Source organism: Paenibacillus sp. Leaf72 (genome assembly GCF_001422685.1).
Classification (GTDB): Bacteria; Bacillota; Bacilli; order Paenibacillales; family Paenibacillaceae; genus Pristimantibacillus.
Genome location: NZ_LMLV01000012.1, coordinates 348648 through 361673, shown reverse-complemented (window position 1 = coordinate 361673; position 13026 = coordinate 348648). Strand labels below are relative to the sequence as shown.

8 protein-coding genes and 2 riboswitches are annotated in these 13026 nt (G+C 54.6%); of the genes, 5 read left to right on the top strand and 3 right to left on the bottom strand.

Annotated features, from left to right (window positions below; translation table 11 throughout):
- Positions 1-107 precede the first annotated feature (107 nt).
- The 3 genes from ASF12_RS16295 to ASF12_RS16285 are packed head-to-tail and all read right to left on the bottom strand — an operon-like array spanning position 108 to position 4641.
- Positions 108-1100 (bottom strand): substrate-binding domain-containing protein, encoded by a 993-nt coding sequence (locus ASF12_RS16295; protein ID WP_056036616.1) that lies wholly within the window; start codon positions 1098-1100, stop codon positions 108-110.
- On the bottom strand, positions 1097-2989 hold the full coding sequence (locus tag ASF12_RS16290; protein ID WP_056036614.1) for a cache domain-containing sensor histidine kinase: 1893 nt from the start codon (positions 2987-2989) through the stop codon (positions 1097-1099). Before ASF12_RS16290 ends, ASF12_RS16295 begins: the two co-directional genes overlap by 4 nt.
- The gene (locus ASF12_RS16285) at positions 2986-4641 is read right to left on the bottom strand and encodes a response regulator (RefSeq protein ID WP_056036613.1); all 1656 of its coding nucleotides are present in this window, start codon (positions 4639-4641) and stop codon (positions 2986-2988) included. The genes ASF12_RS16290 and ASF12_RS16285 overlap by 4 nt, the downstream gene beginning before the upstream one ends.
- Before the next feature lie 574 nt (positions 4642-5215).
- Positions 5216-5416, top strand: a riboswitch (cyclic di-AMP (ydaO/yuaA leader).
- A gap of 108 nt (positions 5417-5524) precedes the next feature.
- Positions 5525-5714: riboswitch (cyclic di-AMP (ydaO/yuaA leader) on the top strand.
- Positions 5715-5969: 255 nt separating this feature from the next.
- On the opposite strand from ASF12_RS16285, the gene kdpF reads away from it, so the two are divergent.
- From kdpF to ASF12_RS16265, 5 genes are all read left to right on the top strand, one after another.
- Positions 5970-6047, top strand: coding sequence for a K(+)-transporting ATPase subunit F (gene kdpF, locus ASF12_RS36570; protein ID WP_081418871.1), 78 nt, complete (start codon positions 5970-5972; stop codon positions 6045-6047).
- A gap of 40 nt (positions 6048-6087) precedes the next feature.
- Positions 6088-7767: a potassium-transporting ATPase subunit KdpA gene (gene kdpA / locus ASF12_RS16280; protein ID WP_056036611.1), complete on the top strand. Its 1680-nt coding sequence runs from the start codon at positions 6088-6090 to the stop codon at positions 7765-7767.
- 22 nt (positions 7768-7789) lie between these two features.
- A complete protein-coding gene (kdpB, locus tag ASF12_RS16275; RefSeq protein ID WP_056036610.1) occupies positions 7790-9823 on the top strand; it encodes a potassium-transporting ATPase subunit KdpB in 2034 nt (677 codons plus the stop codon).
- A 106-nt stretch (positions 9824-9929) separates the two neighbouring features.
- Complete coding sequence (gene kdpC, locus ASF12_RS16270) at positions 9930-10541, top strand: potassium-transporting ATPase subunit KdpC (protein ID WP_056037065.1); 612 nt, start codon at positions 9930-9932, stop codon at positions 10539-10541.
- A 19-nt stretch (positions 10542-10560) separates the two neighbouring features.
- The gene (locus tag ASF12_RS16265; RefSeq protein ID WP_056036607.1) at positions 10561-12927 is read left to right on the top strand and encodes a histidine kinase; all 2367 of its coding nucleotides are present in this window, start codon (positions 10561-10563) and stop codon (positions 12925-12927) included.
- The last annotated feature ends 99 nt before the right edge of the window (positions 12928-13026 follow it).

The following is a 13026-nucleotide window of genomic DNA, read 5'->3' as shown; positions in this document are numbered from 1 at the left end:
CATGCTGATGAGCGTGTGCAGCTCTGTTTCTCTTTCGTGTCCTCATTATGGCTGAAACGGGGCCGGAAACGAATGTAAAATCCTCATCATTTTTATTAAAATCCTCCTTACTTCTGGATAAAGGGAAACAGCACCCGCTGATTTTCAGGCCAAAACATCGTGTCGCTATTTACCAGCTTGGCTTCCATCGCTACATGCAGTGGCACTTCCTCGCCCCGCAAAGCGAGTACGGCGTTTTTGATGCCAAGATAGCCGATGCTGAACGGATTTTGCACCAGCACCGCTTGCAGCTGATCCTCCTGCAGCAGCTCAAGCAGCTCCATGGAGCTGTCAAAGGCGACAATTTTAATTTTGCCGCCGAGCCCCCGCTGCTTCACCTCAAGGGCAGCTGATACGGCGGCTTGGACATTAAGCGCCAATATGCCATCCACCTGCTGCTCGTCCAGCAAGCTGCTGACGACGCTTCGGCAGTTGCCGTCAGCCTCCAAGCAGGGCTCAATACCGATAAGCGCCATGCCGCTTTCCTCGGCAAGCGCCTCCTTAATGCCCTCCTCGCGGCGCAGCTGGTTGTTGTCCCCAAGGCCGTCCGTCAGCAGGGCGACGCTGCCTTTGCCTGCCAGCAGCTCGCTCATTTTGAGGGCAACCGCTCGTCCCGCCTGATGATGATTAATCGTGATGCTCGAGCTGATGCCCGCTTCCTCCGTCTCCGTGTCAATCGCAATGAGCGGAATCCGTGCTGCCTTGCTAGCCTCGACAATGCCGGTCGTAACCGCTTCGTCTCCGGAGGCAAATACGACCGCATCAGGATGATGCACCAGCGCAAGCTTTGCCGTCTCCAAAAGCTGCTCCGGGCTGCCCTGCTTATCCGGTCCGGAAATATGCAGCGTCACATTAAACTCCTTCGATGCGGCTTCGGCGCCCATGACGACGGAGTTCCAGTAGTCGCCGTCCAGCCGCTTGAGCAGCAGGCTGATGTCGATATTTTCGCGCTGAATGGCGCTGTCCTCTGCCGGATGCGTCGTGCAGGAGCCCAGCAGCAGCGCAGCCATAGCCACCATGCACAGCATAGTGAGCCGTCCCAACCTGCGTTTTACGCTCATCCTTCCTCACTCCTCTCGTCGGCTTCAGCGCCAGCTGGCTTGAACGGGAAACGTATCGTCACGGTCGTTCCCTCCTCCAGCTCGCTCTCAAACTGCAAGCCATACGGCTCGCCGTAAAACAGCCGAATCCGCTCATGCACATTGCGCACGCCTACGCCGGAGCCCGCGCCGGAAGCCGCACTGGATGCAGAACTCGATGCAAAATTGGCGGAGGTTGACCTTTTAGAAGCCTCTGGAGCAGCCCCTCCAATGGTGCCGTCACGATCAGCCTTACGGTCTCCAGCATATCCAGACGGCTTGGCGGTACTACTGTTGGTCTCTCCCGTGAGCAGCGCCGCCAGCTGCTCGCCGCTCATCCCGAGCCCATTATCGCTCACCTGCAAGTACACTTGCCCAGCCTCGATCCATGCCCGAACGGTAATCAACCCTTTATCGACAGACGGCTCAATGCCGTGCATAATGGCATTTTCCAGCAGCGGCTGCAAAATCAGCTTGAGCGACAAGCTGGGCAGCGCGGCCTCTTCGACGTCAAACACATAATCGAATTTATTTTTGAAACGGATATTTTGAATGATGAGATAGTTCCGCGCATGCTCCAGCTCGCTCGCCAGCGGAATCATCGGCTTGCCTTTGCTAAGGCTGATGCGGAACAGCTTCGACAAGGAGGTAATCGTCGTCACCACCTCCTCGTTGCGGTTCATGCCGACCATGCGCACGACCGTATTGAGCGTGTTGTATAAAAAATGCGGATTAATTTGCGATTGCAGCGCCTCAAACTCATATTTGCGCTTCGCCTCCTGCTCCACAACAATTTGCTGCATCAGCTCGCGGATTCGCGCTACCATCAAATTGAAGCGTCTGGACAGCTGCTCTACTTCCAGCGGCCCGCGAATGGTCGTCATCGTATGGAAATCGCCGCGCTCGACATTTTTCATCGACTTCTCCAGCTGCCGGATCGGACGGGCAATAATGCGCGAAATAAGCCACGACAGCGCAATGACGAATACAAGCAAAAGCAGCAGCAGATTCAGCAAATAATCGTTCAGCTCGCGCTTTGTCGTAATAATCTCATCGGTAAAGGACACTCCGACCACCTTCCAGCCGATGTTGCCGATCGTTTGCACCGTAATCATTTTATCCTCGTCTCCGGATTCGTCATGAAAGCTGCCGAACGTATATTTCAGCGCCTGCTCGACGTTTTCGCTTTTCAGCCCGGCGTAGATGAGCTGCTGCTGCGGATGGTACACCATATTGCCCGCACTTTCGTCCACAATGTAGACGTAGCCCTTCTTCCCGAGCACAACCCGCGAGGACAGCTGATTGATTTTGTTAAAATTGACGTCCAGCAGCAGCACGCCATGCTCCGTTTTCCCGCCCCTTACTACGGTAATGCCTTTGCTCAGCGAGACAACCCATTTGTACTGCATTTTGTACATGTTCTGCACATGCGGCAGCGAGTAGCTGAGATGGTTCGGCGTTTGAAGCGCGCTCTGGAACCAGCGCTGATTGTAAAGACTCAAATTTTCCTTGAGCGCAACGCCGGGAATGCTCATCATCACCTCGCCGTCATGCCCGATGACGGCCAGCGACACAATTTCTCCCCGAATGCCGATGATCGTATTCAGCTGGCTGCGCAGCTCTTCTTCGTTCACATCGCCGCTGCGGCTGATTGTATCGTGGAGAACGCCGTAAATTTCCGACATGCCCTGGATATAATCCTCCAAATTGTAGCTGACCTGATCGACGACCTGCTGGGTATTGCGCAGCGCATTCGTCTCTGCCGTCTGCGAAAACTTGTTGAACAGCAGCACGCTGACCATTATAATCGCCGCAGCCGCAAATACCGACAGCGCCACTGAAATGAGAAACTGGATGCTGCGCTTCCTCATGGCGCATCCATATTCATCGCCTGATTGCGATAATCCTTGGCAGAGACGCCGACATTTTTCTTAAAGCATAGTGAAAAATAATTCGGGTCCGAGAAGCCGACCTTCTCGGCAATTTCGAACGTCTTCAGCTCCGTCGCCCGCAGCAGCTCCTTCGCCGCCTCCATCCGCAGCTGAAGCAAATAACCGCCGAAGGTCAGCTTCACCTCCTTCTTGAACAGGCTGCTGAAATACCCAGCGCTAATATGCAGATGGCTGCACAAGCGGGCAATCGACAGCTCGCTGTCATGGAAGTTTGCTTTCGTATAACGCACAGCCTCCTCGACCAGCTGCTTGTAGGAGCTTTGCCTGCGGCTGGCGATATGATGGCGAATTTTCTCGCAGAGCGACATGTACCAGCTTCTCGTCTCCGACAGCCCGCTAAGCTGCTGCAGCTCCTCATAAATTTGCAGCTCGTATCCTACGATATCGTACAGGTTCAGCCCTGCCTCCCTCACCAGCTTCATGACCGCCGTCATCATCTCCAGCATGTAAAGCTGGTATTCCCGGTAAGCGGCATGGACGCCTTCAATCTCGTCAAAAAGCGCAGCCACCAGCTGCTTCAGCTCCTCATGCGTGCCTACGCGCAGGCAGCGAATGAGCGCCTGCTCCTTGAGCTCGTCAAATTGCAGCTCTTCAACATAGCGCTTCTCTACATCGTCAATGCAGATAATCCGGTTGCTGCCCACCAAATTATGATAATCGAGCGCCTGCTGCGCCTCCTCATAGCCCTGCTTTAGCTGCGCGACATCCGCCAGCGTTGAGCTGACCCCAATCGTCACGGGAAAACGCAAGTATTTCTGAACATTTTGCAGCATTTCAGCAAGCCCGCCCAGCGTCCGCTCCATCAGCTCTTGCGCGCTTCCTCCCCGTCCAACTGCGAGCAGCGCCACCTGGTCCTGATGCAGAAAAACTTTGCCCAGTCCGAGTCTGCCCCACACCTCTTCCGCCACATTGCGCAGGGCAAACAGCTTGAGGTCGAGATCGCTGGAGGCCGCAAGCGAGCTTTCCGCTGCGCGGAGCGGCAATCCAGGAAGCGCTTCCAATACATGCGTGTGCAGCACAGACACAATGTACGCCTCGCCCGCTAAATCCAGCCCATATTTCTCTGCCTTCTCCTCAATATGCCGCAGCGGAAGCTTGCGGGTGAGCAGCGACGACAGGAATAGCTCCTTTACGACCGGCAGGCTTGTACGGTAATGCTCCTGCAAAAGCTGCATATTTTCCCGCTTCTCACGCTCATCATCCAGCCGCTCCTTCACCTTGTCCATCACCTCAAGCAGCTGCTGCGCGGAAAAAGGCTTTAAAATATATTCATCCACCTGCAAGCCAATCGCCTGCTTGGCATATTCAAATTCATCATAGCCGGAAAAAATAACGATGCGCGTCAGCGGATACGTCTTCCTCGTCCATTCCGCCAGCTCCAAGCCGTTCATATACGGCATGCTAATATCCGTCGCTACGATGTCCGGCTCCAGACGCTCGATCAGCTCCATCGCTTCCCTGCCGTTCGCCGCCGTATCCACAATTTCAAAGCCATGGCGCTCCCATGCAATTTCGTGCAGCAGCCCGCTGCGCGTCTCTTCTTCATCATCTACCAGCAGCACTTTATACATCGTTCATCCCCCCGCTATTTAAATACGCGGCCGAGCAGCCGCAAACACCTGATTCTGTCAGCATGCTATTTATCATATTCGTTTCCTTGTTTTCTGGAAAGAGGGGGTGCTTTGAGTAAACAAGCGTAAACGGCTGAAGCCGTCCTTTGGCGGCAAAGCTACCGTTTCGCGATGAAATATAGAGAAAGGAAGAAAAAAATCATATGCTTTCCTATATTTTAAAGAAATCGCGAGATAAATCGACCTTGCTAAAGATAAATCTCGTTGTAAGCGTTTAAAATCAAACTAATCCGCTGCATTCGCTCTCTTTTGCGGCGTAAGCTTCCTTTACAGCAATCGCGGCGGGGGAGTATGATTCATAGCATGCATGAACCTTTTTTTGAAATATAAGAATTTATAAGTTTTGCACTTATAAATAGGCTTATATTTCTCGGACTGAAACGCGCTGCGCCGCCAAAGGAAGGCGATAGCCGTTTCACCTTGAAATATAGGAAAGTATAGGTTTTCGTTATCCTTTCTCTATATTTCTAAGGGCAAAGCTCTTCGCTCGTCCCAGAAGGACGACGAAGTCGTTTTTGCTTGATCGCTGAGTCTTCGCCCAATAGGCGAAGAGCGGGGGAACCAAACGCACTGCAGCCATCCGATGTGAGAGTCGGAAGCTGGCAGCGCAGGGGTGAATCGTTTGCAGGAGTGTCATGAAACTCCAGGCAAATGTAGGGCGACTCTCACCGCCCGAATCCGACAGCTAACCTCGTAAGCGCAGGTGTAGAGAGGAATGGTGAACGATTGTGACCTTGTAAATCAGGCCACAGAGCGTCATACGCCTCTGTGGTTTTTTGTTGTCTTTTTTTCGAAAATAGCACTCGCAACATCGGCAGGCATTTTGTTTCAAACGCTGAGTTCTGCACTGCCGCAGAAACGGGGGAACCATCGACGGCTCTCTGTCGTTGTCCAATGGACGATGGCAGGGAGCGTCACGGGGTGAATCGCAAGGGCACGATAAGTGCCAAGCGTAGGGCGTCTCTCGCGCCCGAATCCGACAGCTAACCTCGCAAGCGTCAACGGGAGAGGCCACACTTACACTTATCGCAGGCGAATCAGGGGCGTATGATGCCCGGATGAAGGAAGCTGCGGGTGAAGAGTCCTCTTTGCCCAAGGCTTCTTTTTTGTTGCCTTTTTTTCCAAAATGACTAGGGATAAAACGAAATAAGGAGCGATGCAGCTATGCTGGATATCGGAATGGCTTTGACCTTAATCGCAGCTTTCGGGCTGATTGCCGGATTTATACGCTGGTGCGATCGGTCCATTAGCGAAATGGAGGAACGGGGATGATTGTCATATTGCTCGTTACAGGAGCTTTGCTGGTGTATCTCGTCTACGCCTTGCTCCATCCGGAAAAATTTTAGCAAATAACGTTTCATCATTTATAGCAAGGGAGGAACAGCTGTGGACGTCTTGCAAATGGCGGTAGTCGTCGGCATGATCATGCTGATCGCAAAGCCGCTTGGGCATTATTTATATTCCGTGTTTTCAAACGTTCCAAACCGTACTGACAAGCTGTTTGGACGAATCGAAGCGCTCATATATGCAGTAATCGGGCTCAAAAATCGCCAAGGCATGAGCTGGAAAAGATATGCGCTCAGCTTTATTACACTCAATTTCGTGCTCGTAGCTGTCAGCTATGTACTGCTGAGGGTGCAAAGCGGTCTGCCGCTTAACCCGAATGGAATCGGCGGCATGGAGCCGACACTCGTCCTAAATACGGTCATCAGCTTTATGACCAATACGAATCTCCAGCATTACAGCGGCGAATCAGGGCTGACGTATTTTGCGCAAATGGCCGTCATTACGATGATGATGTTTACGTCCGCCGCTACCGGCTTTTCCGTTGCTGTCGCCTTCGTGCGCGGCATTACGAGCAAAGGCGGAACGCTCGGCAACTTTTTCGAGGATTTCGTCAAAGCACATACGCGGATTTTCTTCCCGCTCGCTATTATCATTACGCTGCTGCTTGTGGCGCTGCAAGTGCCGCAAACGCTTAGCCCTACCTTGACCGTTACGACACTCGAGGGCGCGGTTCAGCATATCGCCATCGGGCCAGTCGCCTCGCTGGAGTCGATTAAGCATCTTGGCACGAATGGCGGCGGTTTTTTCGGAGTCAACTCCGCCCATCCGTTCGAAAATCCCAACCCGCTGACGAATGTCATTGAGATTTTGTCCATGTGGGCACTGCCTGCCGCGCTGCCCTTCATGTATGGCCGGTTTGCGAAAAGCAGCAAGCAGGGCTGGGTTATTTTTTCGGCGATGATGGCGCTGTTTCTGATCTTTCTTACGATTTCCTATACGGCTGAAAAAAGCGGCAACCCGCTGATCGCCACACTCGGCATCGACGCTTCGCAAGGCAGCATGGAGGGCAAGGAGGTTCGCTTCGGCATCGCCCAGTCCGCGCTGTTCACGACGGTGACGACGGCGGCCACGACCGGCTCGGTCAATTCGATGCACGATACGCTCACTCCGCTTGGCGGGCTCGTTCCCCTTGCCCAAATGATGCTGAACGTCGTCTTCGGCGGCAAAGGCGTCGGGCTCGTCAATATGCTGATGTATGCGATGCTGACGGTGTTCATCTGCGGGCTGATGGTCGGACGGACACCAGAATTTCTCGGACGAAAAATAGAGCCGCGCGAAATGAAGCTCATTGCTATCGCCATTCTTGTGCATCCGTTTATTATTCTCGCGCCAACGGCAGCGGCTTTTCTAACCGACCTGGGGCAAGGCGCTATATCCAATTCGGGCTTTCATGGCATTACGCAGGTGCTTTATGAATATACGTCCTCGGCCGCCAACAACGGCTCCGGGTTTGAGGGGCTGGCCGACAATACACCGTTCTGGAATATAACGACCGGGCTCGTGATGTTTTTCGGCAGATATATGTCGATGATCGCGCTGCTAGCTGTAGCCGGATCACTCAGCCGCAAGCAGTGGGTGCCGGAGACGATAGGCACGTTCCGAACGGACAATTCGCTATTTGCGGTTATGCTAATGGGCGTCGTTATTTTGATCGGCGCGCTCACGTTTCTGCCCGTCATTGTCACAGGGCCAATTGCCGAGTTTTTAACGATCCGTTAAAGGGAAATGAGGGGTAAGCGTTATGAATGACCAACGTGCTAAAAAACTGTTCACCGGACCGCTCGTGACCGAGGCGCTAAAGATGAGCCTCCTCAAGCTGAATCCGGTCCATATGATGAAAAATCCGGTCATGTTCGTTGTCGAGATTGGAACGCTGATCGTTCTGCTCATGACCCTATTTCCAGGGTACTTCGACTCGCAGGATCGCATCGGCTTCAACTTGACTGTTTTTATTATTTTGCTCTTTACGGTACTGTTCGCGAACTTTGCCGAAGCTTTAGCCGAAGGCCGCGGGAAAGCACAGGCTGGCTCGCTGAAAAAAACGAAGCAGGAAATTATGGCGAATAAGCTGCTGGGCGACAGCATTCAAATCGTCCCTTCTACGGAGCTGCGCAAAGGGGATATCGTTATCGTCTCGCAAGGGGAAATGATTCCCGGCGACGGCGAGGTCATTGAAGGCCTCGCTTCCGTCGATGAATCGGCTATTACCGGCGAATCGGCACCCGTCATCAAGGAGGCGGGCGGCGACTTCAACTCCGTGACGGGCGGAACGCGGGTCATCAGCGACCGCATCAAAATGCGAATCACGAGCGAGCCCGGTGAAACGTTCATCGACCGGATGATCGCGCTCGTCGAAGGCGCGAAGCGGCAGAAAACACCGAATGAAATTGCCCTGAACACGCTGCTGATAAGCCTGACGATTATTTTCCTCATCGTCGTCGTCACGCTTGGCCCGATTGTCGCTTATGTGGACGTCAATTTGGAAATTCCCGTGCTCATCGCGCTGCTCGTCTGCCTCATTCCGACGACAATCGGCGGCCTGCTGTCCGCCATCGGCATCGCCGGCATGGACCGGGTCACCCAGTTCAATGTGCTGGCCATGTCCGGGAAGGCGGTCGAAGCAGCTGGCGACATTAATACGATGATTTTGGATAAAACCGGGACGATCACCTTCGGCAATCGGATGGCTAGCGAAATCAATCCGGTGGGCACTGCTGGGGCAGATGAGGCAGCGGCATGGGCCGCTATTTCCTCCCTGCAGGATGAAACGCCGGAAGGCCGCTCAGTGCTGGAATGGATGAAAAAGCATGATAAAACCTACGATGCCGCGCTTGGCGAAGGCGGTCAATTCGTTCCCTTTCAGGCCGAGACGCGGATGAGCGGCATCGATTTGGCCGATGGACGGCTCGTGCGCAAAGGAGCCGTTGAAGCGATTCGCAGCTGGGTGCTCGCCCAAGGAGGAGACATACCCGCTGATTTGGCTCAGGAGACGGAGCGGATTGCCAAGGAAGGCGGCACGCCGCTCGCTATCGCCGTCGATCAGCACATATTCGGCTTGATTTATTTGAAGGATACGGTCAAGCCGGGCATGAAGGAACGGTTCGACCAGCTGCGAGCGATGGGCATCAAAACGATTATGTGTACGGGCGATAATCCGTTTACGGCGGCAACTATCGCCAGAGAAGCGGGCGTCGACGATTTTATTGCCGAAAGCAAGCCGGAGGATAAAATCGCCGTCATCCGGCGCGAGCAGGCGGAAGGCAAGCTCGTCGCCATGACGGGGGACGGGACGAATGACGCGCCCGCACTCGCGCAGGCCGATGTCGGCCTGGCGATGAACAGCGGCACGACGGCGGCGAAGGAAGCTGCCAATATGGTGGATTTGGACTCCGATCCTTCCAAAATTATAGAGGTCGTTTCGATCGGCAAGCAGCTGCTTATGACGCGCGGCGCGCTCACGACCTTCAGCATTGCCAATGACGTAGCCAAATATTTCGCCATCATTCCCGCGATGTTTATGCTGGCGATTCCGCAAATGCAGGCGCTGAATGTGATGCAGCTTGGCTCGCCGCTGTCGGCGATTTTGTCCGCGCTCATCTTTAATGCGATCATTATTCCGCTGCTCATTCCGCTAGCGATGAAAGGCGTCGCCTATCGTCCGCTCAGCGCCGCCCGCCTGCTCAGCCGCAATTTGCTCATTTACGGGCTCGGCGGCATGATCGCGCCGTTCATCGGCATTAAGCTCATCGACATGATGGTTCATATTTGGATTTAACGCCGTCCAGATCGGCTGCGGCCTATTAATGAAACGAACCTTTAATTAGAAAGAAGGGAATTGTGCTATGCATGCTATTTTAAAAGGAAAACGTCCATCGTCACCTATGCCATCCGCTTCGTCTTCATCAGTGCCGCCCTCCCCATCTTCCGTAATCGGGATGTCGCTGCGCGCCAGCCTGCTGTTTCTGCTCCTTTGCGGTATCGTGTATCCGCTTGTGAGCACAGGCGCCGCGCAGCTGCTGTTCCCGGCCCAGGCCAATGGCAGCCTGCTCAAGGACAGCGCAGGCAACGTCGTTGGTTCGTCGCTGATCGGTCAGCCTTTCACCGATCAGCGCTATTTTCAGGGGCGGGTGTCGAGCATTGACTATAAGGCGGAAGCTTCCGGCTCTAACAACTATGCCCCTTCGAACCCGGAGCTGCTGGCTCGCATGAAAGCATCTATCGCCCAGTGGCAGCAGGATAATCCCGAGGTGCCGATTGCTCAGCTGCCGCTTGCATTAATAACGAACTCCGGCTCCGGGCTTGACCCGGATATTACGCCGCAGTCGGCTATCGTACAAATTGCAAGAATTAGCAAGCTGACAGGACTGCCGAAGGCAGAGCTTGAAGAACTTGTACACGCGCATACGAAAGGACGCGAGCTCGGCCTCTTCGGTGACAAGCGCGTCAATGTGCTGGAGCTGAATCTGGCTTTATCCACTCGAATCGCCAAATAAAAAAGAAGGCGGGAGCAGAATGCCACCGTATCAACGCAAGACGCCGGAGGAGATATTGGCTTCTATCTCCCGGCTGCATAAGGGACGCCTGAAAATCATCATTGGCTCGGTCGCAGGCTCCGGCAAAACGTATCATCTGCTGCAGGAAGGCCAGCTGCTGAAGCAGCAGGGCATTGATGTCGTCATTTGCGCCTTAACGCCAGCTCCAAGTACAAATAGGAATCAAGCAGCGCTTGAGTCTGAGCTGGAGCATGTCCCGAGCATTAAGTGGCAGCGCGATGGCAAGGAGCAGCAGGATTTGCCGCTGGAGGCGCTGCTCGCCCGCAACCCGGAGGTCGTGCTCGTCGATGGCCTCGCCCATCGCAACCGTACGTGCGCCCGCTTCCAGATGCGGCTGGAGGATATTCAATATTTGCTGGAGCATGGCATCAGCATCATTACGACGATTAATGTCTACGAGCTGGAGGGCGAGGACGGGGTTATTTTCAAAATGACGGGCATTCGTGCGGAGGAGACGGTTCCGGCGGACACGCTGGAATGGGCCGATGAGGTTCGCCTCATTGATGTCTCTCCTGAGACGATGCTGAGCCGGATGGAAGAGGGACTGCTCGGCAGCTCCCTCCATCCGGCTATGCGGCTGCCCGGCAATCTGGCTGTTCTGCGTGAAGTCGCTCTCTGCCTCATGGCAGAGGGTGTTCACGAAACGCTGGAAAAGCACCGCGAAGCGTTGGGCTTAAGCGGCCCATCAGGAGCAGCCGAGCGGATTGTGGTGTCGGCGCAATATCACTTCAACGGCTCCCTATATGTGCGCCGGGGCCAGCAAATTGCCAAGCGGCTGCATGGCGAGCTTGCCGTTGTCACCTTTCTGCTGCCGGGCCGCAGCTTATCGAAGGAGCAGCAAACGATCAAACGCTCGATGCAAAAGCTGGTGGCGAAGGTCGGCGGCGCGTTCGAGGAGCTCCCTCTGGCGCATGCGCGCAAGCTGCCTGCCGCACTTGTGGCATATGCAACGCGGCAGCATGCGACGCGCATTGTGATGGGCCATTCCAAGAAGAAAGCATGGCAGGAGCGTCTGCAAGGCTCTATCGTCAACCGCGTGCTCCGTAAAATACGGAACATCGACGTGTTTGTGATGACGGATCGGGCGGAGCATGAGGGAGAGCGGATTTTGCCCGTTAAAACCCGCTGGGGCGGGCAGGAGGCGCTTTTTCATCGTCTGGACTCCCGCGAGATGGAGGAACAGGCCCAGCGCATGCGACGCGGCACGTTCAAAATTTATATCGGAGCCGCTCCTGGCGTCGGGAAAACGTACAAAATGCTCCAGGAGGGTAACATTCTTAAGCGTAAAGGCGTAGATGTCGTCATTGGCTGGCTGGAAACGCATGGACGCAAGGAAACGGCCGAGCAGGTCGGCGACTTGGCGATTTTGCCCCGGGCAGTTATTCCCTATGGGGCAGCGCGGCTTGAGGAAATGGATACAACGGCTGTTATCGCGCGCCGCCCCGAGGTTGTGCTGATCGATGAGCTTGCCCATACGAATGTGCCCGGCAGCCTGCTCAAGAAAAGGTACGAAGATATTTTGCTGCTGCTGGAAAACGGGATTTCCGTTATTTCCACCGTGAACGTGCAGCATGTGGAAAGCTTGAATGACGCGGTGGAGCAATTGACCGGTGTGCGGGTGAGAGAAACGGTGCCGGACGCGATTTTACAAATGGCAAGTGAAATCGAGCTCATTGACGTTACGCCCCAAATGCTGGCGCAGCGCATGCGCGACGGCAAAATTTACAAGCAGGAAAAGGTGGAGCAGGCGCTGGGCTCTTTTTTCAAAATCGGCAATTTGATTGCCTTGCGAGAGCTGGCGCTGCGCGAAATTGCGGATGATGTCGATGAACGGCTGGAGTCGTGGGAACGCGGCCCTTCGCTTCGGGGACCTTGGCGCAAGCGCGAGGTGATTTTTGTATGCATCGATTTGGGTGATCAGGCGGAAAGGCTGATTCGCCGCGGCTTTCGCATCGCTCACCGCTTGAAGGCAGAATGGCATGTCCATTATGTGCACAGCCGTAAAATTCAGCAAACCGAGGTGCAGCAAAAGCGGCTTCATGCGCTGCGGCAGCTGTGCGAGCGGCTTGGCGGCCAGCTGGCGGTAAGTGCGGCAGATAGACGCCAGGAAATTAGCGGAATTTTGCTGAAACAGATGGCTGACCTGCAAGCGACCCAGCTCATTATTGGACAATCGCGCCGGCCGCCGTGGCAAATGCTCGTCCGCAAAACGATTGTGCAGGATTTGCTACGCTCCGCCAGACATTTGGATATGCTCATTGTCGCCAAATGGGAAACAGAGCCCATGCCGCCTAATCTCGGCACAGGCCCTGTTGATGATTTATAAACAGGCTTACTTACGGGGGACGGCTATCCTTCCAAACGCTAGGCTCTGCGGCTCAGGCTCAGGTTCAAGCTAAGGCTTAAGCTAAAGCTTAAGCGGCAT

Excerpts from the sequence above, each read along its gene's own strand:
- kdpC (WP_056037065.1), top strand. The coding sequence starts at position 9,930 with ATGCCATCCGCTTCGTCTTCATCAGTGCCGCCCTCCCCATCTTCCGTA.
- ASF12_RS16265 (WP_056036607.1), top strand. The coding sequence starts at position 10,561 with ATGCCACCGTATCAACGCAAGACGCCGGAGGAGATATTGGCTTCTATC.
- ASF12_RS16285 (WP_056036613.1), bottom strand. The coding sequence starts at position 4,641 with ATGTATAAAGTGCTGCTGGTAGATGATGAAGAAGAGACGCGCAGCGGG.
- ASF12_RS16295 (WP_056036616.1), bottom strand. The coding sequence starts at position 1,100 with ATGAGCGTAAAACGCAGGTTGGGACGGCTCACTATGCTGTGCATGGTG.
- kdpB (WP_056036610.1), top strand. The coding sequence starts at position 7,790 with ATGAATGACCAACGTGCTAAAAAACTGTTCACCGGACCGCTCGTGACC.
- ASF12_RS16290 (WP_056036614.1), bottom strand. The coding sequence starts at position 2,989 with ATGAGGAAGCGCAGCATCCAGTTTCTCATTTCAGTGGCGCTGTCGGTA.
- kdpF (WP_081418871.1), top strand. The coding sequence starts at position 5,970 with ATGATTGTCATATTGCTCGTTACAGGAGCTTTGCTGGTGTATCTCGTC.